25 protein-coding genes and 1 tRNA gene are annotated in these 26,518 nt (G+C 67.2%); 25 read left to right on the top strand and 1 reads right to left on the bottom strand.

Annotated elements, in window-relative coordinates; genetic code table 11:
* Positions 1–4 precede the first annotated feature (4 nt).
* Together NPA30_RS10850 and NPA30_RS10845 are read left to right on the top strand one after the other, a co-directional pair.
* A complete protein-coding gene (locus tag NPA30_RS10850) occupies positions 5–1,336 on the top strand; it encodes a TRAP transporter large permease (RefSeq protein WP_256802686.1) in 1,332 nt (443 codons plus the stop codon).
* Positions 1,337–1,570: 234 nt separating this feature from the next.
* A tRNA-Asp gene (locus NPA30_RS10845) sits at positions 1,571–1,647 on the top strand.
* A gap of 129 nt (positions 1,648–1,776) precedes the next feature.
* Here NPA30_RS10845 and NPA30_RS10840 read toward each other — a convergent pair.
* Positions 1,777–2,862 carry an acyltransferase family protein gene (locus NPA30_RS10840; protein ID WP_256802685.1) on the bottom strand — a complete coding sequence of 362 codons (1,086 nt, stop codon included), beginning with the start codon at positions 2,860–2,862 and terminating at the stop codon, positions 1,777–1,779.
* Between the two features lie 407 nt (positions 2,863–3,269).
* Here NPA30_RS10840 and NPA30_RS10835 point away from each other — a divergent pair, with 407 nt between their 5' ends.
* The 23 genes from NPA30_RS10835 (at position 3,270) to NPA30_RS10725 (ending at position 26,393) form a co-directional block, all read left to right on the top strand.
* A complete protein-coding gene (locus NPA30_RS10835; RefSeq protein WP_256802684.1) occupies positions 3,270–3,635 on the top strand; it encodes an NADH-quinone oxidoreductase subunit A in 366 nt (121 codons plus the stop codon).
* Positions 3,626–4,189, top strand: a complete 564-nt coding sequence (locus tag NPA30_RS10830; protein WP_256802683.1) for a NuoB/complex I 20 kDa subunit family protein — start codon at positions 3,626–3,628, stop codon at positions 4,187–4,189. The genes NPA30_RS10835 and NPA30_RS10830 overlap by 10 nt, the downstream gene beginning before the upstream one ends.
* A 22-nt stretch (positions 4,190–4,211) precedes the next feature.
* Entirely contained in the window at positions 4,212–4,799 is a 588-nt protein-coding gene (locus NPA30_RS10825; RefSeq protein ID WP_256802682.1) for an NADH-quinone oxidoreductase subunit C, read from the top strand.
* Between the two features lie 13 nt (positions 4,800–4,812).
* Positions 4,813–5,250, top strand: a complete 438-nt coding sequence (locus tag NPA30_RS10820) for a GFA family protein (RefSeq protein WP_256802681.1) — start codon at positions 4,813–4,815, stop codon at positions 5,248–5,250.
* On the top strand, positions 5,243–6,433 hold the full coding sequence (locus tag NPA30_RS10815; RefSeq protein WP_256802680.1) for an NADH-quinone oxidoreductase subunit D: 1,191 nt from the start codon (positions 5,243–5,245) through the stop codon (positions 6,431–6,433). The genes NPA30_RS10820 and NPA30_RS10815 overlap by 8 nt, the downstream gene beginning before the upstream one ends.
* Before the next feature lie 196 nt (positions 6,434–6,629).
* A complete protein-coding gene (nuoE, locus tag NPA30_RS10810; protein ID WP_256802679.1) occupies positions 6,630–8,105 on the top strand; it encodes an NADH-quinone oxidoreductase subunit NuoE in 1,476 nt (491 codons plus the stop codon).
* A 22-nt stretch (positions 8,106–8,127) separates the two neighbouring features.
* On the top strand, positions 8,128–9,438 hold the full coding sequence (nuoF, locus tag NPA30_RS10805) for an NADH-quinone oxidoreductase subunit NuoF (protein ID WP_256802678.1): 1,311 nt from the start codon (positions 8,128–8,130) through the stop codon (positions 9,436–9,438).
* A gap of 6 nt (positions 9,439–9,444) precedes the next feature.
* The gene (locus NPA30_RS10800) at positions 9,445–9,696 is read left to right on the top strand and encodes a hypothetical protein (protein WP_256802677.1); all 252 of its coding nucleotides are present in this window, start codon (positions 9,445–9,447) and stop codon (positions 9,694–9,696) included.
* 28 nt (positions 9,697–9,724) lie between these two features.
* A complete protein-coding gene (nuoG, locus tag NPA30_RS10795; protein WP_256802676.1) occupies positions 9,725–11,800 on the top strand; it encodes an NADH-quinone oxidoreductase subunit NuoG in 2,076 nt (691 codons plus the stop codon).
* Between the two features lie 13 nt (positions 11,801–11,813).
* Positions 11,814–12,863, top strand: coding sequence for an NADH-quinone oxidoreductase subunit NuoH (gene nuoH / locus NPA30_RS10790; RefSeq protein ID WP_256802675.1), 1,050 nt, complete (start codon positions 11,814–11,816; stop codon positions 12,861–12,863).
* A gap of 119 nt (positions 12,864–12,982) precedes the next feature.
* On the top strand, positions 12,983–13,474 hold the full coding sequence (gene nuoI / locus NPA30_RS10785; RefSeq protein ID WP_256802674.1) for an NADH-quinone oxidoreductase subunit NuoI: 492 nt from the start codon (positions 12,983–12,985) through the stop codon (positions 13,472–13,474).
* 109 nt (positions 13,475–13,583) lie between these two features.
* Positions 13,584–14,198: an NADH-quinone oxidoreductase subunit J gene (locus tag NPA30_RS10780; RefSeq protein ID WP_256802887.1), complete on the top strand. Its 615-nt coding sequence runs from the start codon at positions 13,584–13,586 to the stop codon at positions 14,196–14,198.
* Between the two features lie 17 nt (positions 14,199–14,215).
* Positions 14,216–14,524, top strand: coding sequence for an NADH-quinone oxidoreductase subunit NuoK (gene nuoK / locus NPA30_RS10775; RefSeq protein WP_256802673.1), 309 nt, complete (start codon positions 14,216–14,218; stop codon positions 14,522–14,524).
* 8 nt (positions 14,525–14,532) lie between these two features.
* On the top strand, positions 14,533–16,530 hold the full coding sequence (gene nuoL, locus NPA30_RS10770; RefSeq protein WP_256802672.1) for an NADH-quinone oxidoreductase subunit L: 1,998 nt from the start codon (positions 14,533–14,535) through the stop codon (positions 16,528–16,530).
* Positions 16,530–18,038: an NADH-quinone oxidoreductase subunit M gene (locus NPA30_RS10765; protein ID WP_256802671.1), complete on the top strand. Its 1,509-nt coding sequence runs from the start codon at positions 16,530–16,532 to the stop codon at positions 18,036–18,038. The genes nuoL and NPA30_RS10765 overlap by 1 nt, the downstream gene beginning before the upstream one ends.
* Positions 18,039–18,056: 18 nt before the next feature.
* A complete protein-coding gene (gene nuoN, locus NPA30_RS10760) occupies positions 18,057–19,496 on the top strand; it encodes an NADH-quinone oxidoreductase subunit NuoN (protein WP_256802670.1) in 1,440 nt (479 codons plus the stop codon).
* Between the two features lie 3 nt (positions 19,497–19,499).
* Complete coding sequence (locus NPA30_RS10755) at positions 19,500–20,252, top strand: biotin--[acetyl-CoA-carboxylase] ligase (RefSeq protein ID WP_256802669.1); 753 nt, start codon at positions 19,500–19,502, stop codon at positions 20,250–20,252.
* A gap of 144 nt (positions 20,253–20,396) precedes the next feature.
* Positions 20,397–22,025 carry a ribonuclease J gene (locus tag NPA30_RS10750; RefSeq protein WP_256802886.1) on the top strand — a complete coding sequence of 543 codons (1,629 nt, stop codon included), beginning with the start codon at positions 20,397–20,399 and terminating at the stop codon, positions 22,023–22,025.
* Positions 22,022–22,426 (top strand): methylmalonyl-CoA epimerase, encoded by a 405-nt coding sequence (gene mce / locus NPA30_RS10745; protein ID WP_256802668.1) that lies wholly within the window; start codon positions 22,022–22,024, stop codon positions 22,424–22,426. Before NPA30_RS10750 ends, mce begins: the two co-directional genes overlap by 4 nt.
* A gap of 2 nt (positions 22,427–22,428) precedes the next feature.
* Positions 22,429–22,695, top strand: coding sequence for a DUF1467 family protein (locus NPA30_RS10740; protein WP_256802667.1), 267 nt, complete (start codon positions 22,429–22,431; stop codon positions 22,693–22,695).
* 385 nt (positions 22,696–23,080) lie between these two features.
* On the top strand, positions 23,081–24,406 hold the full coding sequence (gene proS / locus NPA30_RS10735; RefSeq protein WP_256802666.1) for a proline--tRNA ligase: 1,326 nt from the start codon (positions 23,081–23,083) through the stop codon (positions 24,404–24,406).
* Positions 24,403–25,701 carry a lipoprotein-releasing ABC transporter permease subunit gene (locus NPA30_RS10730; RefSeq protein ID WP_256802665.1) on the top strand — a complete coding sequence of 433 codons (1,299 nt, stop codon included), beginning with the start codon at positions 24,403–24,405 and terminating at the stop codon, positions 25,699–25,701. Before proS ends, NPA30_RS10730 begins: the two co-directional genes overlap by 4 nt.
* Positions 25,698–26,393 (top strand): ABC transporter ATP-binding protein, encoded by a 696-nt coding sequence (locus tag NPA30_RS10725; protein ID WP_256802664.1) that lies wholly within the window; start codon positions 25,698–25,700, stop codon positions 26,391–26,393. The genes NPA30_RS10730 and NPA30_RS10725 overlap by 4 nt, the downstream gene beginning before the upstream one ends.
* Positions 26,394–26,518: the final 125 nt, after the last annotated feature.

Genomic DNA, 26,518 nt, shown 5'->3' with positions numbered 1-26,518 from the left:
TTCCATGGGCAACATCACCCTCGGCATCCTGGGGCTTGGCGTGCTCCTCTTCCTGATCGTGGTGCGGGTCCCGATCGCCTACACCATGATCCTCGTCGGCATCGGCGGCACCATCGTCGAGTCCGGACCGAGGGTCCTCCTGAACCAGCTGAAGGACCTCGCCTACGCGCAGTTCTCCAACTACGACCTGACGGTCCTGCCGATGTTCATCCTGATGGGCGGCCTCGCGGCGCGCTCCGGGCTTTCGCAGGATCTCTTCCGCGGCGCTAATGCGCTGCTCGGGCGGTTCCGGGGCGGCGTCGCGATGGCCGCGGTCGCCGCCTGCGCCGGCTTCGGTGCGCTGTCGGGCTCCTCGACGGCCACCGCCTCAACCATGGCCCGAGTCGCGCTGCCGGAGCTCCGGCGCTACAAATACGCGCCCTCGCTCGCCACCGGCACGATCGCCGCCGGCGGCACCCTCGGCATCCTGATCCCGCCCTCGGTCGTGCTGATCGTCTATGCCGTCATCGTCGAGACGAACATCGTCACGCTGTTCGCGGCCGCGCTGATCCCGGGCATCCTGGCGACGCTGATGTTCATGCTGACCATCGGCATCTACGTCCGCTTCGTGCCGGGCTCCGGCCCGGAGGGCAGCCACCTGCCGCGCAAGGAGGTGATCGCCGGCCTCGTCGGGGTGCTGCCGGTCGCGGCGATCTTCCTGATCGTGATCGGCGGCATCTATGCGGGCCTCTACAACCCGACGCCGGCTGCCGCCGTCGGCGTCTTCCTCGTCGCGGCCTTCGGCTTCGTCACCGGCCGGATGAACTGGCGCGACTTCATCGAGTCGCTCTACGAGACGGCCCGCACCAGCGGCATGATCTTCCTGATACTGCTCGGCGCAGAGCTGCTGAAAATCTTCATGGCGCGGGCCGGCGTGCCGCAAGCCGCGGCCGAATACCTGCAGACCAGCGGCCTGCCGCCCTATGCCATCATGGTGCTGGTGATCTTCGCCTTCCTCGTCTTCGGGTGCCTGATGGACAGCCTGTCGATGGTGATCCTGGCGGTGCCGTTCTTCTGGCCGGTGATCTCGGGGCTGGATTTCGGCATGAGCCCGGACGACCTGAAGATCTGGTTCGGCATCATCATCCTGGTGGTGGTCGAGCTCGGCCTGATCACGCCGCCGGTGGGTCTGAACGTCTTCATCATCAACTCGCTCGCCCCGGACGTGCCGATGAAGCAGACCTTCAAGGGGGTCGTGCCCTTCTTCCTGTCGGAGATCGTGCGTGTGACATTGCTCGTGCTGTTCCCGGCGCTCAGCCTGACGCTGCCCTACCTGCTGGCGGGGCCGGCCCGGTAGCGGCGGCACACGTTTCGCAACTGCCGGTGCGGCCCGCCGCTCGACCCGGCGTGCCGACCCCTTCACGGGTCGTCACGGGAGGTGGGGCGGCGGTTCTGCCGACCGGTCCAACGCCTGCAAGCGCCGCTCCGGAACCCGCCCTCGCATCTTTTTCGGCATGCGCCACGAACTGCTTGACAGGAATCGGGGGCTTCCTTAAACGACCCCTCACGCCGCTGCCACGCGGCGCCAAGCGCGGGTGTAGCTCAGTCGGTTAGAGTGCCGGCCTGTCACGCCGGAGGTCGCGGGTTCGAGCCCCGTCACTCGCGCCATCTTTTCGTAAATCCTTATCCTGGTCGAGCCGTCCACAAGCCGGCGATCGTCTGTCGATCGCCATTGCCTGGACCGGCGCCGTGCTGCCGCTGCGGAACGCGCGGACGATACGACGCGACGTTCCTCCGTCACCGGGCCCGGCTGGTCCTTCCGCTCGCCGGATCATGCGCCGTGCCGCCGCGCCACCAGCGCTGGATGGCCGCGCGGGCCGGCTGCTCGAGGCCGCGGTGCACGCAGTCGGCGAGGAGCAGGAGCAAGGCCAGCCAGGCCATGGGGAACCACGCGGTCCCGACGATGCTTCGTGGCAGGAGACCCGCATCGAAGGCCATGAGCAGGACGATCTGCGTCGGTACGTGCAGCAGGTAGATCGGATAGGAGACGTCCCCGAGCCAGCGCAGGGCGCGCGAGCGGAGCGGAAAGAGGGCGTCGAGCGCTCCGAGGACGAGCACGAGGCCGACCGCCAGCGCCTCGATCCAGGCGCTGCCGCCTGCGGTCGCTATCCCTGTCAGCGCCATTGCACCGCCGATGGCAACAAGCCCCATCGCCTGGCCGCGGGTGCGCAGCGCAGCCAGGAGAACCCGTATGCCCGTGCCGGCGAAGAAGAAGGTCGCACAGACCAGGGGGAGGACGTCCGGGATGAGGACGGCCAGCGCCAGGCACACAGCGGCGAGGGGCCAGACCAACGGCGGCCGGGAGCGCAACAGCGGCAGAAGCATGACGAACACGGCGTAGACGAGCACCTCCATCGACACCGACCAGATCGGCCCGTTGAACGAGAAGCCCGCTCCGGGGCTCCAGTTGGAGGCGAAGACCAGGTGCTGCAGGAAGTGCCAGGCGTCGTTGTTGCCGTAGATCTCGTAGTGACCGAAGGCCCGCAGGCTCGTCGCCTGCAGCACTGCGACGAGGATCAGCGTCGCAAGGTGCAAGGGGTAGAGCCGGGCGACGCGGCGCACGGCGAAATCGGCTTTGCCGACCGGCTCGCCCTCCAGATAGACATAGCCGAGCACGAAGCCCGAGATCGCCCAGAAGACCTGCACCCCGGCCCATCCGTAGCCATAGGCGGGCGCGAGCAGTGCGTGGAGCGGCTGCTGCGCGAGTGCGGCGGCGGAGGGCAGCACCTCGGCCGCCGGGTAGTAGAAATGCTGGTAGTGCCAGAACAGGACGAAGATCGCCGCGACACCGCGCAAGCCGTCGAGCGTGTCGATCCGCCTCAAGCCCATTCGTCCCCGTTTGGCCTCCGCATCGGGCAGAGACGGCTGCGGCCATTGAACGTCAGGTCCGGTAAACAATCCGCCTGTTCCCGGCTCGCGAACTTCGGTGGCCGCCAGCTCCTTACCGGCCGGGGAAGGGTTCACGCCGCGGTGCCGGCCCCGCGCGCGAGGCGCTTTATCGCACCCCCTTCCGCCGAAGTTTGGAACGATCCGAAAGCCTTGCCTCGCCCGGCGGAACCGGATAGGTCTCGCCGCAATGCGAAGCGGCCGCTGAGGCCGCGCCGTCGCATTGACGTCGGATCATCGCGGACCGACCTCCGCAAGATCAGACTGACGCTGCCGAAACGCCGCCGCCGCCCGGTTCCCTCAAGCCGTACGCGGCCGCGGCGACGAAACCGAGGACTGCCGCCGTGCCGGAGCTGCTCGCTTCCTATCTGCCGATCGTGATCTTCGTCGGTGTCGCACTGATCATCGGCCTCGCCCTGCTCGTCTCGCCGTTCCTGCTCGCCTTCAAGGCGCCGGACGACGAGAAGCTGTCGGCCTACGAGTGCGGCTTCAACGCCTTCGACGACTCGCGCATGAAGTTCGACGTGCGGTTCTACCTCGTCTCGATCCTCTTCATCATCTTCGACCTCGAGGTTGCTTTCCTGTTTCCCTGGGCGGCCTCCTTCGGCGTGCTCGGCTGGGCCGGCTTCTGGTCGATGATGGTGTTTCTCGGCGTGCTGACGGTCGGCTTCGTCTATGAATGGAAGAAGGGTGCCCTCGAATGGGATTGACCACCAGCTCCAGCGCTCTCGCCACACCGCCGGCCGGTCCGGAGAGCGTTCCGGCGGCGAATGATCCGTTCGTCACCGATCTCAACAACGAGCTCGCCGACAAGGGCTTTCTCGTCACCTCGTCGGAGGATCTCATCCAGTGGGCCCGCACCGGCTCCCTGATGTGGATGACCTTCGGTCTCGCCTGCTGCGCCGTCGAGATGATGCAGATGTCGATGCCGCGCTACGACGCGGAGCGCTTCGGCTTCGCGCCGCGCGCCTCGCCGCGCCAGTCGGACGTGATGATCGTGGCGGGGACGCTCACCAACAAGATGGCGCCGGCGCTGCGCAAGGTCTACGACCAGATGCCCGAGCCGCGCTACGTCATCTCGATGGGCTCCTGCGCCAATGGCGGCGGCTACTACCACTACTCCTACTCGGTGGTGCGCGGCTGCGACCGGGTCGTGCCGGTGGACATCTACGTCCCGGGCTGCCCGCCGACCGCCGAGGCGCTGCTCTACGGCGTCCTGCTGCTGCAGAAGAAGATCCGCCGAACCGGCACGATCGAGCGCTGAGTCTCTATAAGGTTCGACCCGCATGAACGAACTCGCCGACTATCTTCGCGAGGCCCTGGGCGACAGGCTGATCGAGGCGCGCCTTCGCTTCGACGAGCTGACCCTGATCGTGCCGCCGGCGGAGATCGCTGGGGTGACGACGATGCTGCGCGACGATCCGCAGACGCAGTTCGTGAACCTCGTCGACATCTGCGGGGTGGACTATCCCGAGCGGGCCGAGCGCTTCGAGGTGGTCTATCACCTGCTCTCGCCGCGGCAGAATCAGCGGATCCGCATCAAGCTCGCGACGGGCGAGGACGATCCGGTGCCCTCGATCTGCGACGTCTTTCCAGGCGCCGACTGGTTCGAGCGCGAGGCGTACGACCTCTACGGCATTCTCTTCACCGGGCATCCCGACCTGCGGCGCATCCTCACCGACTACGGCTTCGAGGGGCATCCGCTGCGCAAGGACTTCCCGCTGACCGGTTTCGTGGAGGTGCACTACGACGAGGTGCTGAAGCGCGTCGTCTACGAGCCGGTGGAGCTGCGCCAGGAGTTCCGCAACTTCGACTTCCTGTCGCCCTGGGAGGGACCTGAATACGTCCTGCCCGGCGACGAGAAGAGCAACTGAGGCGAGGGCGGTCATGACGGCCAGACGACTTCAGGCGAAATGCCTCTGCGGCGGTATCCGCATCGATGCCGACTTCGAGACGGTCGAGGTCGGCGCCTGCCACTGCGACATCTGTCGGCGCTGGGCAGCCGGTCCCTTCATGGCGGTGGGCAACGCCGAGAACGTGGTGCTGGCCGGCATCGACCAGCTCGGCGTCTATCAGTCCTCCGGCTGGGGCGAGCGCGGCTTCTGCACGACCTGCGGCACGCCGTTGTTCTGGCGCAGCCAGGACGAGCAGCATTACGCGATCTCGGCGACGGCGCTCGAGGATCTCGGCGACCCGGCCTTCACGATGCAGATCTTCATCGATTCGAAGCCGGGCTGGTACGACTTCGCCAACGAGACCCAGACGATGACCGGCGCCGAGTTCCTCGCGCAGTTCGCGTCGAGCGAGGACAAGCCGAATGGCTGAAATCGACGTCCGCAACTTCAACATCAATTTCGGCCCCCAGCACCCGGCGGCGCACGGCGTGCTGCGACTCGTGCTGGAGCTGGACGGCGAGGTGGTCGAGCGCGTCGATCCCCACATCGGCTTGCTGCATCGCGGCACCGAGAAGCTGATCGAGGCGCGCACCTACCTCCAGGCGCTGCCGTACTTCGACCGGCTCGACTACGTCGCGCCGATGAACCAGGAGCACGCCTACTGCCTGGCGATCGAGAAGCTCGCCGGCCTCACCGTGCCGAAGCGCGGCCAGCTGATCCGCATCCTGTACTCCGAGATCGGGCGAATTCTCTCGCATCTCCTCAACGTGACGACCCAGGCGATGGACGTCGGCGCGCTGACCCCGCCGCTGTGGGGGTTCGAGGAGCGCGAGAAGCTGATGGTCTTCTACGAGCGCGCCTCCGGCTCGCGCATGCACGCGGCCTATTTCCGGCCCGGTGGCGTGCACCAGGACCTGCCGCCGGAGCTCGTCGACGACATCGGCGCGTGGTGCGACCCGTTCCTGTCGACCCTGAAGGACATCGACGACCTCCTGACCGGCAACCGCATCTTCAAGCAGCGCAACGTCGACATCGGCGTCGTCGGCCTCGACGATTGCTGGGCCTGGGGATTTTCGGGCGTCATGGTGCGCGGCTCCGGCGCCCCCTGGGATCTTCGCAAGTCGCAGCCCTATGACGGCTACGACGAGATGGAGTTCGACATCCCGATCGGCAAGAACGGCGACTGCTACGACCGCTACCTTATCCGCATGGAGGAGATGCGTCAGTCGGTCCACATCATGAAGCAGTGCGTCGAGCGCCTGCAGGGCGCCGAGCGCCATGGGCCGGTGACCACCCTCGACGGCAAGGTGGCGCCGCCCCCGCGCGGCCAGATGAAGCGATCGATGGAATCGCTGATCCACCACTTCAAGCTCTACACCGAAGGCTTCCACGTGCCGGAAGGCGAGGTCTATGCCGCCGTCGAGGCGCCGAAGGGCGAGTTCGGCGTCTACCTCGTCGCCGACGGCACCAACCGGCCGTATCGCTGCAAGATCCGGGCCCCCGGCTTCGCCCACCTGCAGGCGATGGACTTCATGTGCCGCGGTCATCTCCTGGCCGACGTCTCGGCCGTTCTCGGATCGCTCGACATCGTGTTCGGCGAAGTCGACCGGTGATGGGCAGGCGGGCGGAGCGGACATCGGTTCGCGGGCGCGGCGGCATCGTCGGGAGCGAAGCCCGCGGCGGCTGGCAGCGCCCGGCGCAGATCGTCCCGTCCCGTCCGGCGTCCCCGCATCGCTGGCCTTCTGGCGCATCTGTGCTAGAAGGCGCGCGGCGCTGCGCTTGTAATCATTCTAGTTAAGTCGAGGTCCGATGTCGGTCAGACGTCTTGCGGAAGACAGCGTTCAGCCAGCCAGCTTCGCCTTCAACGAGGCGAACGCGGCCTGGGCCGAGCGCGCGATCGCCCGATACCCCGAGGGTCGGCAGCAGTCGGCCGTGATTCCCCTGCTGATGCGCGCGCAGGAGCAGGATGGCTGGGTGACCAAGGCCGCCATCGAGCACGTCGCAGACCGGCTGGCGATGCCGCTGATCCGCGTCCTCGAGGTGGCCACCTTCTACACCCAGTTCCAGCTGAAGCCGGTCGGCACCCGCGCCCACGTGCAGGTCTGCGGCACCACGCCCTGCATGCTGCGCGGCTCGGACGAGCTGAAGGCCGTGTGCCGCAAGAAGATCCATGCCGAGCCGTTCCACCTGAACGAGAGCGGCACCCTGTCCTGGGAAGAGGTCGAGTGCCTCGGTGCCTGCGTGAATGCGCCGATGGTGATGATCTTCAAGGACACCTATGAGGATCTGACCCCCGAGCGGCTGGAAGAGATCATCGACGCCTTCGGGCGGGGCGAGGGCGAGAGCATCCTGCCGGGTCCGCAGATCGATCGCCGCGGATCGGCGCCGATCGGTGGCCTGACCTCGCTGACGGACGACGGTGCCGACGAGGGTGCCGAGGGCGAAGCCGACAGTGGTGCGGCCGCCGAAGGTGCGCCGCCTCAGGGCAATGGCGCCGGCGAGCACGTCTCGATGCCGCCGTCGAAGGCCGGGCGTCCGGACAGCGATGCCGCCGAGACCGATCCATCCCTGAAGAGCCCTGGCGACGTCGCCCCTCAGGACAAGAACGAAGCCGCCGAGCAGGCGGCGAGCGTCGATCCCGCCGAAGGTGCAAGCCGGCCCGGCGCCGGCCACACCGGTGGCACGGAAGCGGGTCCGACGGGCGCCGCCGAGAAGGACGACGAGGAGACCAAGAACACGGCCGCCCTGCAGGGCCGCACCTCCGGGAGCGCCGTCTCGCAAGGTCTTGCGGCCGAGGACCAGGTCGTGTCGCCGAAGTACCGGCCGGACGACGGCGGTCCGGACGCGGGCGAGAATCGCGCGAGCGCCGACCTCACCGGCCGCGATCAGGTCGCGCCGGGCACGCCCGAGGCGCTGCGCCGTAGCGACGACGTGACCGCCGGTCCGGTGATCGACGACAGCTTCGACGAGCCGAAGGGCGGCGCGCCCGCCGGGCATACGCTCGAGCACGACGGTCCCAGCCCCATCGGACGCAAGCCGGAGGGGCTGCTCGCCGCTCCGGAGGGTGAGAAGGACGACCTCAAGCGCATCAAGGGCGTCGGCCCGGTGCTCGAGGAGAAGCTGAACGACCTCGGCGTCTACCACTTCCGGCAGATCGCCGGGTGGGACGACGAGGAACTGGTCTGGATCGACGATCACCTGAACTTCCGGGGCCGCGCCATTCGCGACCGCTGGATCGAGCAGGCGAGGGCGCTGGCGTCCGCGCCGTCGGGCGAAGGCGCCTGAAGGCGGGCACGGGGAACGACGAATGCTGCAGGATAGCGACCGCATCTTCACCAACATCTACGGCCTCCGGGACAAGAGCCTGAAGGGCGCGATGGCGCGCGGCCATTTCGACGGCACTGCCGACATCATCGGCAAGGGTCGCGACTGGATCATCAACGAGATGAAGGCCTCGGGCCTGCGCGGGCGCGGCGGAGCAGGCTTTCCGACCGGCATGAAGTGGTCCTTCATGCCGAAGGAGGTGGGCGAGCGGCCGCACTACCTCGTCGTCAACGCCGACGAGTCGGAGCCCGGCACCTGCAAGGATCGGGAGATCCTGCGCAACGACCCCTTCACGCTGATCGAGGGCTGCATCATCGCGGGCTTCGCGATGCTCGCCCACACCGCCTACATCTATGTGCGCGGCGAATATGTGCGCGAGCGCGAGGCGCTGCAGCAGGCGATCGATGAGTGCTACGACGCCGGGATGCTCGGCCGCGACAACAAGTGCGGCTGGGACTTCGACATCATCGTCCATCACGGCGCCGGCGCCTATATCTGCGGCGAGGAGACGGCACTCCTCGAGAGCCTCGAGGGCAAGAAGGGCCAGCCGCGGCTGAAGCCGCCGTTCCCGGCGAACATGGGCCTCTACGGCTGCCCGACGACGGTCAACAACGTCGAGTCGATCGCCGTCGCCCCGACCATCCTGCGCCGCGGCGGCGCCTGGTTCGCCGGCATCGGCCGGCAGAACAACACCGGCACCAAGCTGTTCATGATCTCCGGCCACGTGGAGCGGCCCTGCACCGTCGAAGAGGCGATGTCGATCCCGTTCCGCGAGCTGATCGAGAAGCATGCCGGCGGCATCCGGGGCGGCTGGGACAACCTCCTCGCCGTCATCCCCGGCGGTGCATCCTGCCCGGTGGTCCCGGCGGCCGACATCATCGACTGCCCGATGGACTTCGACGGCCTGCGCGGGGTCAAGTCGTCCTTCGGCACTGCGGCCGTGATCGTCATGGACAAGTCGACCGACATCGTGCGTGCGATCGCCCGGCTCGCCTACTTCTTCAAGCACGAGAGCTGCGGCCAGTGCACGCCCTGCCGCGAGGGCACCGGCTGGATGTGGCGCATCATGGAGCGCATGGTCGTCGGCAACGCACAGAAGCGCGAGATCGACATGCTGCTCGAGATCACCAAGCAGGTCGAGGGCCACACCATCTGCGCACTCGGCGACGCGGCGGCCTGGCCGATCCAGGGCTTGGTGCGCCACTTCCGCGCCGAGATCGAGCGGCGCATCGACGAGTTCTCCTACAACGCCGACCCGCACCGTGCTCCGGTGGTGCTGGAAGCGGCGGAGTAGGACGGGATGAGCGAAGGGCCGGACAATCTGATCCTGACGCTGTTGCGGGATATTCGCGGCAAGCTGGATCGGCATGACCTGCGCTTTGACGAGATGAGCAGTCAGCTCGGCGAATTGAACAAGAAGATCGACGACTGGCAGGAAACGACGGCAACCGCGGTGGGTCTCGGTTCGCACGCGAACCTTCGCAATACGGCCTTGGAGGCGAGGATCGACGATCGGATCCGCCGGGTCGAAGAGCTTGAACGAGCCCGCTGAGGCGGCCGGTCGGAATTCGGAAAAGACGATGGCAAAGATCAAAGTCGACGGCAACGAGATCGAGGTTCCGGACCACTACACGCTGCTGCAGGCGGCGGAGGAGGCGGGCGCCGAGATTCCGCGCTTCTGTTTCCACGAGCGCCTGTCGATCGCCGGCAACTGCCGCATGTGCCTGATCGAGGTGAAGGGTGGCCCGCCGAAGCCGGCGGCGTCCTGCGCCATGGGCGTGCGCGACCTGCGCCCCGGCCCGAACGGCGAGGCGCCGGAGATCTTCACCAACACGCCGATGGTGAAGAAGGCGCGCGAGGGGGTGATGGAGTTCCTCCTCATCAACCACCCGCTGGACTGCCCGATCTGCGACCAGGGTGGCGAGTGCGACCTGCAGGACCAGGCGATGGCCTTCGGCGTCGATTCCTCGCGCTACCGCGAGAACAAGCGCGCCGTCGAGGACAAGTATATTGGCCCGCTGGTGAAGACGATCATGACGCGCTGCATCCACTGCACGCGCTGCGTCCGCTTCACCACCGAGGTCGCCGGCATCTCCGAGCTCGGCCTCGTCGGTCGCGGCGAGGACGCCGAGATCACCACCTATCTCGAGCAGGCGATGACCTCCGAGCTGCAGGGCAACGTCATCGACCTCTGCCCGGTCGGCGCGCTGACCTCGCGGCCCTACGCCTTCCAGGCCCGGCCCTGGGAGCTCTCGAAGACCGAGACGGTCGACGTCATGGACGCCGTCGGCTCGGCGATCCGCGTCGACACGCGCGGTCGCGAGGTGATGCGCATCCTGCCGCGCACCAACGAGGCGATCAACGAGGAGTGGATCTCCGACAAGACCCGCTTCGTCTGGGACGGCCTGCGGACCCAGCGGCTCGACCGACCCTATGTGCGTCGCGACGGCAGGCTGCAGCCGGCCAGCTGGAACGAGGCCTTCGCCGCCATCGCAGCCAGGGTCTCGGGAACATCGGCGGAGCGGATCGGCGCGATCGCCGGCGATCTCGCGGCGGTCGAGGAGATGTGGGCGCTGAAGCGGCTGATGGGCGCGCTCGGATCGGCCAACGTCGACTGCCGCCAGGACGGATCGGTGAACCATCCGGCGGACGGACGCGCCTCCTACCTCTTCAACACGACGATCTCCGGCATCGAGCAGGCCGACGCGCTCCTGATCATCGGCGCGAACCCGCGCTTCGAGGCGTCGGTGCTCAACGCCCGCATCCGCAAGCGCTGGCGCGTCGGCGCGTTCCCGATCGGTGTCGTCGGCGAGGCCGCGGACCTGCGCTACGACCACACCTATCTCGGTGCCGGCCCCGACACCCTGTCGAACATCGAGCAGGCGAACCGCGGCTTCTTCGACGCGCTGAACGCCGCCGAGCGCCCGATGATCATCCTCGGCCAGGCCGCGCTGCGCGGCGAGCGGGGCGGCGACGTTCTCGCGGCGGTCGCTGCGCTCGCCCGCGAGATCGGCGCGAGCGTCGCCGGCTGGAACGGCTTCAACGTCCTGCAGACCGCCGCGAGCCGCGTCGGCGGCCTCGACATCGGCTTCGTGCCGGGCGAGGGCGGCCGCACGGCTGCCGAGATGGCGGCGGGCGGGGTCGACGTCCTGTTCAATCTCGGCGCCGACGAGATCGAGATCGCGCCGGGGCCGTTCGTCGTCTATGTCGGCACGCATGGCGACCGCGGCGCGCACCGCGCCGACGTCATCCTGCCGGGCGCGGCCTACACCGAGAAGTCCGGCACCTGGGTCAACGTCGAAGGGCGTGCCCAGACCGGTAGCCGCGCCGCCTTCCCGCCGGGCGACGCGCGCGAGGACTGGGCGATCCTGCGCGCCCTCTCGGCTGTGCTCGGCCACAAGCTCCCGTTCGACTCGCTTGGGCAGCTGCGGGCCGAGATCTACGCCGCCCATCCGGCGTATCGGTCCGATACGATCGAGCCGGCGGATGCCGCGGCGATCACCGCGCTCGCCGACCGCGCCGGGACGATCTCGGGCGCCGGCTTCGGCCGCGCGGTCGAGGACTTCTACCTGACCAACCCCATCGCCCGCGCCTCCAAGGTCATGGCCGAGTGCTCGCGGCTGGCCCAGGCCGAGCACCTGCAGGCGGCGGAATAGGAACGACGGACCCATGGACATCTTCTCGCTCTATGTCTGGCCGGCGCTGATCATCCTGGGGCAGAGCCTGCTGTTCCTGGTCGTGCTCCTCGTCCTGATCGCCTACATCCTGCTTGCCGACCGCAAGGTCTGGGCGGCGGTGCAGCTGCGACGGGGCCCGAACGTCGTCGGCCCCTGGGGGCTGTTCCAGTCCTTCGCCGACCTTCTGAAGTTCGTTCTGAAGGAGCCGACGATCCCGGCCAGCGCCAACAAGGGCGTGTTCCTGCTGGCGCCGCTCGTCGCTGTGGTGCTGGCGCTCGCCACCTTCGCCGTCGTTCCGGTCGCCGACGGCTGGGTGATCGCCAACATCAACATCGGCATCCTCTACGTCTTCGCCATCTCCTCGCTCGAGGTCTATGGCGTGATCATGGGCGGCTGGGCATCGAACTCCAAGTATGCCTTCCTCGGCGCGCTCCGCTCGGCGGCGCAGATGGTGTCCTACGAGGTGTCGATCGGGTTCGTGATCGTCACGGTGCTGCTCTGCGTCGGCTCGCTCAACCTCACCAACATCGTCTATGCGCAGCAGGACGGTCTCGGGACGATGCTCGGCCTGCCGAACACCTTCCTCGACTGGCACTGGCTCTCGCTGTTCCCGATGTTCGTGGTGTTCTTCATCTCGGCGCTTGCCGAGACGAACCGGCCGCCGTTCGACCTGCCGGAGGCCGAATCCGAGCTCGTCGCCGGCTTCATGGTCGAATACGGCTCCACCCCGTACATGATGTTCATGCTCGGCGAGTACGCCGCCATCACCCTGATGTGCTGCCTGACGACGATCCTGTTCCTCGGGGGCTGGCTGCCGCCGTTCAACTTCGTCCCTTTCACTTGGATCCCCGGTGTCATCTGGTTCCTCGCCAAGGTCGCGCTGGTGTTCTTCATGTTCGCCATGGTGAAGGCCTTCGTCCCGCGCTACCGCTACGACCAGCTGATGCGCCTCGGCTGGAAGATCTTCCTGCCGCTGTCACTGGCGATGGTGGTGGTGGTGGCCTTCGTGCTGCAGCTCACCGGCTGGGGCAACACCTTCTAGGCGCCCCGGCGCCTGCCCGACGCCGCTCGCTGCCGCTGGCAGCGGTTGGCTGATCTGAAATCGGAGCCGTCGGCCTCTGCCGGCGCATCCCTTGCCGCCTCATCCGGGAGGCTGAAGTCATGAGTGCCCTGACCCAGACGATCCAGTCCTGGTTCCTGAAGGAGTTCGTGCAGGCCTTCGGCCTGTCGATGCGCTACTTCTTCCGGCCCAAGGCCACCATCAACTACCCGTTCGAGAAGAACCCGGTGAGCCCGCGCTTCCGGGGCGAGCACGCGTTGCGCCGCTATCCGAACGGGCAGGAGCGCTGCATCGCCTGCAAGCTGTGCGAGGCGATCTGCCCGGCGCAGGCGATCACCATCGAGGCCGGTCCGCGTCGCAACGACGGCACCCGCCGCACGGTGCGCTACGACATCGACATGGTGAAGTGCATCTACTGCGGCTTCTGCCAGGAGGCCTGCCCGGTCGACGCCATCGTCGAGGGGCCGAACTTCGAGTTCTCCACCGAGACGCGCGAAGAGCTCTACTACGACAAGGACAAGCTGCTCGCGAACGGCGACCGCTGGGAGCGCGAGATCGCCCAGAACATTGCGCTCGACGCGCCGTACCGCTAATCCCACGGCGGCGGGCGCGGGCCGCGCGCATGCCGCCGATTCCCGCCGAAGGCCGTGCGTTCGCCGCGGCGGCCCTGCCAAGTGACCGAACCCCGAGGAACCCGAGATGCTGGGTCTGCAAGCGCTGTTCTTCTACATCTTCGCCTTCGTCAGCATCGCGGCGGCGCTGATGGTGGTGTTCTCGCGCAATCCGGTCCACTCGGTCCTGTTTCTGATCCTCACCTTCGTCAGTGCCGCCGGTCTGTTCCTGCTGACCGGCGCCGAGTTCCTCGCGCTGATCCTGATCGTCGTCTATGTCGGCGCCGTGGCGATCCTGTTCCTGTTCGTGGTCATGATGCTCGACCTCGACACCACGGGCCTGCGCCAGCGGGCACAGCAATATGCGCCGATCGGCGCGATCATCGGGGTGGTGCTGCTGGCCGAGCTGATCATCGGCGTCACCGGCACCTACTACCAGCCGCACCTGGCGACGGCGACCGCGCTGCCGACCCCGCCGCTCGCGGCCATGTCCAACATCCAGGCACTCGGGGCGGTGCTCTACACGCGTTACATCCTGTTCTTCCAGCTGGCCGGGCTCGTGCTGTTCGTCGCCATGATCGGTGCGATCGTGCTGACCCTGCGCCACAAGGAGAACGTCAAGCGGCAGTCGATCGCGCGGCAGGTCGCCCGCACGCCGGCGACCGCCATCGAAATCCGTCGCGTCGAGAGCGGCAAGGGCATCTGAAGGGCGAGGGGGCGAACATGGAAGTCGGTCTCGGACACTATCTGACCGTCGGCGCCATCCTCTTCGTGACGGGCGTCTTCGGCATCTTCCTGAACCGGAAGAACATCATCACCATCCTGATGTCGGTCGAGCTGATCCTGCTCGCCGTGAACCTCAACTTCGTCGCCTTCTCGGCCTTCCTGAACGACCTCGCCGGTCAGGTCTTCGCCCTGTTCGTGCTGACGGTGGCGGCCGCCGAGGCGGCGATCGGCCTTGCGATCCTGGTGGTCTTTTACCGCAACCGCGGCTCGATCGCGGTCGACGACGTCAACACGATGAAGGGTTGAACTCCGCGATGTACCAGATCATCGTTCTTCTGCCCCTCGTCGGCTTCCTGATCGCGGGCCTGTTCGGCGGCTCGATCGGCGCCAAGGCCTCCGAATACGTCACCTCGAGCCTGCTGGTGCTCGCCGCAGTCCTCTCCTGGATCGCCTTCATCTCCTTCGGGCTCGGAGAGGGCGAAACCCTGCGCGTGACGATGCTGCAGTGGATCCAGTCGGGCAACCTCGCCGTCGACTGGTCGCTGCGGATCGACCGCCTGACGCTGGTGATGCTCGTCGTCGTCAACACCGTCTCGGCGCTCGTGCACGTCTACTCGATCGGCTACATGCACCACGATCCGAGCCGGCCGCGCTTCTTCGCCTATCTGTCGCTGTTCACCTTCGCGATGCTGATGCTGGTGACGGCCAACAACCTCGTCCAGATGTTCTTCGGCTGGGAGGGGGTCGGTCTCGCCTCCTATCTCCTGATCGGCTTCTGGTACAAGAAGCCCTCGGCGAGCGCCGCGGCGATGAAGGCCTTCATCGTCAACCGCGTCGGCGACTTCGGCTTCCTGCTCGGAATCTTCGGCGTCTTCGTGCTGTTCGGCTCGGTCAATCTCGACACGATCTTCGCCGGCACGGCCGATCTCGCGGCGCAGCTCGGCGGCCACGGCGCGGACGCGGCGGGCGAGGGCGCGGCGCATGGCGACATCGTCCTGCACTTCCTCGGCTACGCGTTGCCGATGTCCGGCGCGCTCACCGCGGTCTGCCTCCTCCTCTTCGTCGGCGCCATGGGCAAGTCGGCGCAGATCGGCCTGCACACCTGGCTGCCCGACGCGATGGAAGGCCCGACTCCGGTCTCGGCATTGATCCATGCCGCGACGATGGTGACCGCCGGCGTCTTCATGGTCGCGCGCATGTCGCCGCTGTTCGAGCTCTCGCCGACGGCGCTCACGGTCGTGACATTCATCGGGGCGACCACCGCGTTCTTCGCTGCTACGATCGGCCTCGTGCAGAACGACATCAAGCGCGTCATCGCCTATTCGACCTGCTCGCAGCTCGGCTACATGTTCGTCGCCCTCGGGGTCGGCGCCTATGGCCCGGCGATCTTCCACCTGTTCACGCACGCCTTCTTCAAGGCGCTGCTGTTCCTCGGCGCCGGCTCGGTGATCCACGCCGTCTCGGACGAGCAGGACATGCGCAACATGGGTGGCCTGCGGAAGCACATCCCGGTCACCTACTGGATGATGGTCATCGGCACGCTGGCGCTGACGGGCTTCCCGCTGACCGCCGGCTACTTCTCCAAGGACGCGATCATCGAGAGCGCCTATGTCGGGCACAACGCGATGGCCGGCTACGGGTTCATGATGACGGTGCTCGCCGCGCTCCTGACGAGCTTCTACTCCTGGCGCCTGATCTTCATGACGTTCCACGGCGAGCCACGCGCCTCGCACGAGGTGATGCACCACGTGCACGAGTCGCCGATGGTGATGCTGGTGCCGCTGTTCGTGCTGGCGGCGGGTGCGCTGCTCGCCGGCCTGCTCTTCGAGGGGTCCTTCGTCGGGGAGGGCTACGGCGAGTTCTGGCACGCGGCGCTGTTCACCGGGGCAGAGAACCATGTCCTCCATGACATGCACGAGATCCCGTTCCTGATCGCGATCCTGCCCTTCGTGATGATGGTGATCGGGCTGGTGACGGCGTGGATCTTCTACATCCGCTCGCCGCGCACGGCGGACGCTGTCGCGCAGCGCAACCCCGGCCTCTACCAGTTCCTGCTCAACAAGTGGTACTTCGACGAGCTCTACGACCTCGTCTTCGTGCGCACAGCCAAGCGCCTCGGCCGCTTCCTCTGGAAGACCGGTGACGGCACGATCATCGACGGCTTCGGGCCCGACGGTGTCTCGGCGCGCGTGCTCGGCGTCACCAACCGCGTGGTCCGCCTGCAGACCGGCTACCTCTATCACTACGCCTTCGCCATGCTGATCGGCGTCGCGGCGCTCGTCACCTGGATGATGGTCGGGGGAATGAACTGATGATAGACTGGCCGATCCTCTCGCTGGTCACGTTCGCGCCGCTGGTCGGCGTCCTGATCATCCTGCCGATCAAGGACGACAACGCGCTCGCCCGCCGCAACATCCGCAACGTCGCGCTGTGGACGACGGTCATCACCTTCGTCGTGTCGCTGTTCATCTGGATCGGCTTCGACCCGTCGAACCCCGGCTTCCAGATGGTCGAGGACTCCGACTGGGTCGGCTCGGGCATCCGCTATCACATGGGCGTCGACGGCATCTCGATGCTGTTCGTCATCCTGACGACCTTCCTGATGCCGATCTGCATCCTGGCAAGCTGGGAGTCGGTGCAGGCGCGCGTGAAGGAGTACATGATCGCCTTCCTCGTGCTCGAGACGCTGGTGGTCGGCGTCTTCTGCGCGCTCGACATCGTCCTCTTCTACATCTTCTTCGAAGGCAGCCTGATCCCGATGTTCCTGATCATCGGCGTCTGGGGCGGCAAGCGGCGCGTCTACGCGAGCTACAAGTTCTTCCTCTACACCTTCCTCGGCTCGGTGCTGATGCTGATCGCCATCATGGCGATGTACTGGGACGCCGGCACGAGCTCGATTCCCGAGCTGTTGCAGCATCCGTTCCCGGCGGCGATGCAGCCCTGGCTCTGGTTCGCCTTCTTCGCGAGCTTCGCGGTGAAGATGCCGATGTGGCCGGTCCACACCTGGCTGCCGGACGCGCACGTCGAGGCGCCGACGGCGGGCTCGGTGATCCTCGCCGGCATCCTCCTGAAGCTCGGCGGCTACGGCTTCATCCGCTTCTCGCTGCCGATGTTCCCGCTCGCCTCGGCCGATTTCGCGCCGCTCGTCTACACGCTGTCGGTGCTGGCGATCGTCTACACCTCGCTGGTCGCGCTGATGCAGGAGGACATCAAGAAGCTGATCGCCTACTCGTCCGTCGCCCACATGGGGTTCGTCACGATGGGCATCTTCGCGGCTAACGCCCAGGGCGTGCAGGGCGCGATCTTCCAGATGCTCTCCCACGGGCTCGTCTCGGGCGCGCTGTTCCTGTGCGTCGGCGTCGTCTACGACCGCATGCACACCCGCGAGATCGCCGCCTATGGCGGCCTCGTGAACCGGATGCCGCATTACGCGACCGTGATGCTGATCTTCACGATGGCCAATGTGGGGCTGCCCGGCACCAGCGGCTTCGTCGGCGAGTTCCTGACGATGATGGGCGTCTACCAGGCCAACACCTGGGTCGCCGTCTTCGCCGCGACCGGCGTCATCTTCTCGGCCGCCTATGCGCTGTGGCTGTACCGCCGCGTGATCTGGGGTGTGCTCGACAAGGACAGCCTGCGCTCGATCCTCGATCTCAGCGGTCGCGAGAAGCTTCTGCTCTACCCGCTGGTGGCGCTGGTGATCTTCTTCGGCGTCTATCCGATGCCGGTCTTCAACGCGACGGCGGCCTCGGTCGAGGCGCTGGTCAACAGCTACAGCGCGGCCGTCCACGCGGCCCCCGCGCTCGCTTCGGCACACTAAGGACGCGGGACGACCTTCATGACCCCTGACTTCGTCTCCTCCAGCCTCGCGATCGTCGCGCCGGAACTGATCCTTGCAATCGGGGCGATGGCGCTGCTCCTGATCGGGCTGTTCATGGGCGAGCGGAGCGCGCCGACCGTCAGCGGCCTTGCGGCCGCGCTGCTGGTGGGCGCGGGGCTCGTGCTCGTCACGGTGACGCCGGACGGCGTCGCCTTCGGCGGCTCGATCATCCTCGATCCCTTCGCGCGCTTCATGAAGGTGCTGGTGCTGATCGGCTCGGCGGTGGTGATCGTCATGTCCGTGGGCTTTGCCGAGCGCGAGCGTTTCGACCGCTTCGAGTTCCCGGTCCTCATCGTGCTCTCGACCATCGGCATGATGGTGATGATCTCGGCGGGCGACCTGATCGCGCTCTATCTCGGCCTCGAGCTGCAGTCGCTGGCGGTCTACGTGGTCGCTGCGATCAACCGCGACTCGGTGCGCTCGACCGAGGCGGGGCTGAAGTACTTCGTCCTCGGCGCGCTCTCCTCGGGCATGCTGCTCTATGGTGCGTCGCTGATCTATGGCTTCACCGGCCAGATCCAGTTCGATGCGATCGCCTCGCTCGCCGCCGAAGGTCGGTCGCTCGGCCTCATCATCGGCCTCGTCTTCGTGCTCGCCGGCCTCGCCTTCAAGATCTCGGCGGTGCCGTTCCACATGTGGACGCCGGACGTCTACGAAGGTGCGCCGACCCCGGTCACGGCGTTCTTCGCCGGTGCGCCGAAGGTCGCGGCGATGGCGCTTCTCACCCGCTTCACGGTCGAAGGCTTCGGCCCGCTGACGCCGGACTGGCAGCAGGTGATCGTTTTCATCTCGATCGCCTCGATGGCCTTCGGCTCGTTCGCCGCCATCGGCCAGCGCAACATCAAGCGGCTGATGGCCTACTCCTCGATCGGCCACATGGGCTACGCGCTGGTCGGCCTCGCGGCCGCCAACGTCTCCGGCGTGCGCGGTGTCCTGATCTACATGGCCATCTACATGACCATGACCCTCGGCACCTTCGCGGTGATCCTGTCGATGCGCCGGCGTGACGGCGTCGTCGAGGAGATCGACGACCTTGCCGGTCTGTCGCGCACCAACCCGGTGATGGCGCTGTTCCTGACCATCCTGATGCTGTCGCTCGCCGGCCTGCCGCCGCTCGCCGGCTTCTTCGCCAAGTACTTCGTCTTCGTCGCCGCCGTGCAGGCGCAGCTCTACGGCCTCGCCGTGATCGGCGTCCTCGCCAGCGCCGTCGGCCTCTACTACTACCTCCGCCTCGTGAAGGTGATGTGGTTCGACGAGCCGGCGGAGAGCTTCGTGCCGATGGCGATGGAGATGCGGGTGGTGCTCGGCGCCGCGGCGCTGTTCATCTTCCCGGTCTACCTGTTCGTCGGGCCGTCGATCGCCGCCGCCGCGGAAGCCGCTGCCCGGAGCTTCTTCTAACCCGTGGCGACGCGCCCCCGGCGCCGGCTTGCGCTCGAAGCGGTCGGCTCCACCAACACCGTCGCCTTCGAGGCGGCGCGCAGCGGCGACCCAGGCCCGCTCTGGGTGACGGCGGAACGGCAGACCGCAGGGCGCGGCCGGCGCGGCCGGGCATGGGTCTCGGAGGCCGGCAACCTCTATGCCAGCCTGCTCCTGATCGAGCCGGCTCCGCTCGAGCACCTGCAGAACCTGCCGCTCGTCACCGCTCTAGGGGTGCGCGACGGGTTGGCTTCGCTGCCCGCACGCCCGCGGCCCGACATCCGCATCAAGTGGCCGAACGACATCCTGATCGGTGGGCGGAAGGCGGTCGGCATCCTGACCGAAACCGAGCGACTCCCTGATGGACGACGGGCGGTCGTCATCGGCTGCGGCGTCAACGTCGCGCACGTGCCCGGCGACACACCCTATCCGGTGACGGGCCTTGCCGCGGAAGGCCTGCCGGCTGATCTCGACCTCGTCTTCGAGGCCTTGGCGGGTGGCGTGGAGACCGCGCTCGACCTTTGGGATCGCGGCCAGAACTTCGCCGCCGTGCGGCGGGACTGGCTGGCGCACGCATCCGGCCTCGGCGAAGCCTGCACGATCAATCTTCCGGACCGCTCCCTCAAGGGGCGCTTCGTCGCACTGGACGAGGCGGGACGCCTGCTTCTCGACGAGGAGGGCGGCGCCCGCCGCGCGATCTCGGCCGGTGAGCTTTTCCTGCCGGACCGACTGCGTTAAGCCCGAGGAAACGGCATGACTGGCGGCGCGATGGCGTCGCACCACGCAAAGGCTCGGGGCCCGGCTCCGGCCGTGAACCTGAAGAACGGTAACACATTGGACCAGCTGGTATTCCTCCCACTCGGCGGCATCGGCGAGATCGGCATGAACCTCGCGCTCTACGGCTATGGACCGGAGGACGACCGCGAGTGGATCGCCGTGGACTGCGGCGTCTCCTTCGCCGGGCCGGAAGCCCCGGGCGTCGACCTGATCATGCCCGACATCCGCTTCCTGGAAGCCGAGCGGCATGCGCTGAAGGCGATCGTCATCACCCATGCCCACGAAGATCACTACGGGGCGCTGCTCGACCTCTGGCCGCGGCTCAAGGTGCCGGTCTATGCCACCGCCTTCACCGCCGGCCTGCTGGAGGCCAAGCGCGAGGGAGAGACCGGCGCGCCGCAGATCCCGGTCACCGTGTTCAAGGCGGGTGACCGCTTCCAGTGCGGCCCCTTCTCGATCGAGGCAATCAACGTCACCCACTCGATCCCCGAGCCGGTGGCGCTCGCCATCCGCACCCCGGTCGGCACGGTCGTCCACACCGGCGACTGGAAGATCGACCCGACGCCGGCGCTCGGCGCGCCGACCGATGGTGAACGGCTGAGGGCGATCGGCGACGAGGGCGTGCTGGCGCTGGTCTGCGATTCGACCAACGCGCTGCGCGACGGCGTGTCGCCGAGCGAGACCGACGTCACCCGGTCGCTGCGCGACATCATCTCAAAGGCCGAGGGCCGCGTGGCGGTGACCACCTTCTCCTCCAACATCGGCCGCATCCGCGCGGTCGCACAGGCGGCCGAAGGGGCGGGGCGCCAGGTGCTGCTGATGGGCCGCTCGATGCGACGCATGAACGATGTCGCCTCCGAGCTCGGCTACATGGAGGGCCTTCCGCCGTTCCTCTCGGAGCAGGATTTCGGCTACCTGCCGCGCGACAAGGCGGTGATCATCCTCACCGGCAGCCAGGGCGAGCCGCGTGCCGCGCTTGCCAAGCTCGCACGGGACGAACATCCGGAAGTCGCCCTGTCGAAGGGCGACATGGTGATCTTCTCCTCGCGCGCCATTCCCGGCAACGAGCGCGGCATCATCGACATCAAGAATGCGCTGATCGACCGGGGCGTGATCGTCCTCGAGGATGGGGAGCAGCTCGTCCACGTCTCCGGCCACCCCCGCCGCAGCGAGCTGAAGCAGATGTACGACTGGGTCCGGCCGAAGATCGCCGTGCCCGCGCATGGCGAGGCGGCGCATCTGACCGCGCATGCGAAGTTCGCGCGCGGGCAGGGCGTGCCGGAGGTCGTCTCCATCCGCAACGGCCGGATGCTCCGGCTCTACCCGGGGCCGGCCGAGGTGATCGACGAGGTGCCGGTCGGGCGCGTCTACAAGGACGGCCGCCTGATCGGCACCATCGAGGAGATGGGGATCGACGAGCGGCGCCGCCTGTCCTTCGCCGGGCACGTCTGTGTGCTGGTGCAGCTCAACGCCCAGCTGGAGTTGCGCGGCGAGCCGGACGTCGTGGCGCTCGGGCTGCCCGAGGCGGACTTCGACGGCGAGGAGATCGAGGACCTTCTGATCGACGCCGCAGCCGGCGCGATCGAGAGCATTCCGCGCAACCGGCGCAAGGATCTGGCGATGCTGCAGGAGGCGGTCCGCCGCGCCGTGCGCGCAGCCGCCAACGATGCCTGGGGCAAGAAGCCGATCGCCACCGTCTTCGTCACCCAGGCGGGCGGCAAGGGGCAGGGGTGATCGGCCGCCTGAACCACGTGGCGATCGCCGTGCCGGATCTCGAAGCCGCGGCGGCAAGGTACCGGGACAGGCTCGGCGCCGCGGTTTCCGCGCCGCTGCCGCTGCCCGAGCATGGCGTGACCGTGGTCTTCGTCGATCTCGGCAACAGCAAGGTCGAACTGATCAGTCCGCTCGGCGCCAAGTCGCCGCTCGTCCGTTTCCTCGACGAGCATCCGCGCGGCGGCCTGCATCACGTCTGCTACGAGGTGGGCGATCTGCGGGCCGCAGCGACGCGGCTGCAGGCAAGCGGGGCGAGGGTGCTCGGGGGCGGAGAACCGCGGACGGGCGCGCACGGGCGCCCGGTGCTGTTCCTGCATCCGGCTGATTTCAACGGCACGCTGATCGAACTCGAGGAGGTCTAGACATGGCCTATGTGACGTGGTTCGCCGTGTTCTTCACCGTCTGGTGGACGGTGCTCTTCGCGATCCTGCCGATCGGCATGCGCTCGCAGGCCGAGGAGGGCAACGTCACGCTCGGGACCGATCATGGCGCTCCGGCCGAGTTCCGACTGTGGCGCAAGCTGCTGCACACCACGATCGCATCGCTGGTGATCGTCGGGTTGCTCATCGTCATCGTCGACGTTCTGGGCTTCGGGATCGACGACATCCCGCACATCATCCCTGGAACTTGACGCTGTCGGCCGGTCGTTCGTACGGACGAAAAAAAAGCAGAGCCGCAGCCCTGCTTTTCAGTTGGTCTCGATTTCACACCGGCTTCTCGAGCCAGGGCTGCGCGGACGCGCCGGAAATCAGGTCCTCCCAAGACTAGACCGAAAGTTCGGAGCCTCGTAAGTGCTCCTGTTTATTGTCAGGAGGCTACAGAGCGTGAAGCGGATTGTCACGAAGAATCTTCACCTCTGTGACGATTTTAAGACCAATCTGCGCTCGCATTGATCACGGTTTGCTCGGTTTCGCGCCAACCGGCCCGGCTGACTTTTCAACGGCCCTATGAACGTCTATGAACCGCCTCGATAGTCCGGCGGCTCCGCCCTGCCTTCAGAAAGTGCCCGCAGCTCCATGCGCCTGTCGCGATTTTTTCTGCCGATCCTCAAAGAGACTCCCAAGGAAGCGGAGATCGTCTCGCACCGGCTGATGCTGCGGGCCGGCATGATCCGCCAGCAGGCCGCCGGCATCTACTCCTGGCTGCCGCTCGGCAAGCGCGTTCTCGACAAGGTTTCCGCGATCATCCGGGAGGAGCAGAACCGGACGGGCGCCCTGGAGCTCCTCATGCCGGTGATCCAGTCCGCCGACCTGTGGCGGGAGAGCGGACGCTACGACGACTACGGCAAGGAGATGCTGCGGATCCAGGACCGGCACGAGCGCGATCTCCTGTTCGGTCCGACGAACGAGGAGATGGTGACGGAGATCTTCCGCTCCTATGTGCGCTCCTACAAGGATCTGCCGCTCAATCTCTACCACATCCAGTGGAAGTTCCGGGACGAGGTGCGTCCGCGCTTCGGCGTGATGCGCTCGCGCGAGTTCCTGATGAAGGACGCCTACTCCTTCGACCTCGACTACGAGAGCTCCAAGACCGCCTATGACCGCATGTTCGTCGCCTACCTGCGCACCTTCGCGCGGCTCGGCGTCCATGCCATCCCGATGCGTGCCGACACCGGTCCGATCGGCGGCGAGCTCAGCCACGAGTTCATCATCCTGGCTTCGACCGGCGAAAGCGCCGTGTTCTGCCACAAGGACTTTCTCGAGCTGCAGGTGCCGGGCGAGGACGTCGACTTCGACGACGCGGCCGGTCTCGCCTCGATCGTCGAGCGCTGGACGGCACCCTATGCGGCGACCGAGGAGATGCACGACGAAGCGGCCTGGGAGGCTCTGCCCGAGGACGAGAAGGTGTCGGCCCGCGGCATCGAGGTCGGGCACATATTCCACTTCGGCACGAAGTACTCGGAGCCGATGAAGGCGCTCGTGACCGGGCCCGACGGCAAGGAGCAGCCGGTCTTCATGGGCTCCTACGGGATCGGCCCGAGCCGGGTGATCGCGGCGATCATCGAGGCTTCGCACGACGAGAACGGCATCATCTGGCCCGCCTCGGTCGCCCCCTTCGATGTCGGCCTGATCAACATGAAGCCGGGCGATGCGGACTGTGACCGGATCTGCGACGAGCTTTACGCCCGGCTAGGAGCGGCCGGACAGGATGTCCTCTACGACGACGGAGACACCCGCGCCGGTGCCAAGTTCGCGACGATGGACCTGATCGGCCTGCCGCTGCAGGTGATCGTCGGCCCGCGCGGCGCCAAATCCGGCGAGGTCGAGCTGAAATGGCGCAAGACGGGTGAACGTGAGACGCTGTCCCTCGACGCCGCCCTGAACCGCATCGGCGGCGCATGACCGAGGAGACGACAGCCGGCAGCCCGCAGGGGAGCGTGCGCTCCCAGCCGTTCTCCCGCTTTGAGTGGATGATCGCCGCGCGCTATCTGCGCTCGCGCCGCCGGGATGCCGGCGTGTCGGTGATCGCCGGCTTCTCCTTCGTCGGGATCATGCTCGGCGTCGCCGCGCTGATCATCGTGATGGCGGTGATGAGCGGCTTTCGCACCGAGCTTCTCAGCCGCATCCTCGGGGTGAACGGCCACGTGATCCTGCAGCCGATCGACACGCCGCTGACAGACTATGCCGAGGTGACCGAGGCGGTGTCGAAGGTGCCGGGTGTGGCGTATGCGATGCCGCTGATCGAAGGGCAGGTGCTTGCCTCCGGACCGCGGGGCGGCGGCACGGGCGCACTCGTGAAAGGCGTGCGGGGCGGCGACCTGAAGCAGCTGAAGGCGGTGTCGGACACCGTCAAGTCGGGCACGCTCGACGGTTTCGACGGATCCGGCGGCGTCGCCATCGGCACGCGGCTGGCCGAGAGCCTCGGACTGGCGGTCGGCGACCTCATCACGCTCGTCTCGCCGGAGGGGGACGCGACGCCGCTCGGCGTGACGCCGCGGGTGAAGGCCTATCCGGTGGTCGCGATCTTCGAGATCGGCCTGTCCGAATACGACGCGGCTTATGTCTACATGCCGCTGAGCGAGGCGCAGCTGTTCTTCAATCAGGAGGACAAGGCGCAGTCGGTCGAGATCTTCGTCGACAATCCCGACGATGTCGTCGACCTGCAGGCGCCGATCGAGCAGGCCGCAGGGCGGCCCAACTTCACGGTCACCTGGCAGCGGCAGAACCAGGCCTTCTTCTCCACCCTCGAGGTGGAGCGGAACGTGATGTTCATCATCCTGACGCTGATCATCCTCGTCGCGGCGCTCAACATCATCTCCGGCCTGTTCATGCTGGTGAAGGACAAGGGCCGCGACATCGCCATCCTCCGGACGATGGGCGCGAGCAAGGGCGCGGTGATGCGGGTCTTCCTGATCACCGGCGCCTCGATCGGCGTGGCCGGGACGCTTGCCGGCTTCGGTCTCGGCCTGCTGTTCTGCCTGAACATCGAGCGGATCCGCGACTTCTTCTCGTGGATCTCCGGCACCACGATCTTCAACCCGGAGTTCTACTTCCTCAGCCAGCTGCCGGCGGAGGTGAAGCCGGCGGACGTCACGGCGGTCGTCGTCATGGCACTGGTGCTGGCCTTCCTCGCAACGATCTTTCCGTCCTGGAAGGCGTCGCGGCTCGATCCCGTAGAAGCGTTGCGTTACGAATGACATCCGGCAAGCCGTCGCTGAAGCTCGACAAGGTGGAACGCCATTATCGCGAGGGCGAGAGCCGGTTGACCGTGCTCGCCGGTGCGGACGTGGAGATCGCGCCCGGCGAGATGGTCGCACTCGTCGCGCCGTCCGGCGCCGGCAAGTCGACGCTGCTCCACATCGCGGGCCTGCTCGACCGCCCGGATGCCGGCGAGGTCTACGTCAACGGCGAGGCATGCGGCAGCCTCGACGACGCCGGGCGCACCGCCATGCGGCGCGAGACGATCGGCTTCGTCTACCAGTTCCACCATCTCCTGCCGGAGTTTTCGGCGCTCGAAAACGTCATGCTGCCCCAGATGATCCGGGGCCTGTCGCAGAAGGTGGCGGCCGAGCGGGCACGCCAGCTCCTCGACTACATGCGCATCGGCCCGCGCGCCGAGCACCGCCCGGCCGAACTCTCCGGCGGCGAGCAGCAGCGCGTCGCGATCGCGCGCGCGGTCGCCAACAGCCCCTATGTCCTGCTCGCCGACGAGCCGACCGGCAACCTCGACCCGGAAACGGCGCACTACGTCTTCGACGCCCTGACCGCGCTCGTCCGTCAGTCCGGCGTCGCGGCTCTCATCGCCACGCACAACCACGAGCTGGCGGCGAAGATGGACCGGGCGATCTCGCTCGACCACGGCCGAGTGGTGCCGCTCCAGTTCGGCTGATTAACCACAGCAGGCGTTCTCTCTCCGTTCTTTTTATCGCGACGGCCTCGCGTCGCTTGACTCCGCGCTCCGAATGCGGAACAAAAGCGGTACAGGAACAAACAAGGAACGCCATCATGCACACC

It is taken from the genome of Mangrovibrevibacter kandeliae (assembly GCF_024519155.1).
GTDB lineage: Bacteria > Pseudomonadota > Alphaproteobacteria > Rhizobiales > Rhizobiaceae > Mangrovibrevibacter > Mangrovibrevibacter kandeliae.
The sequence above is the reverse complement of the archived record's forward strand: the minus strand, read 5'-3'. Positions and strand labels throughout refer to the sequence as shown.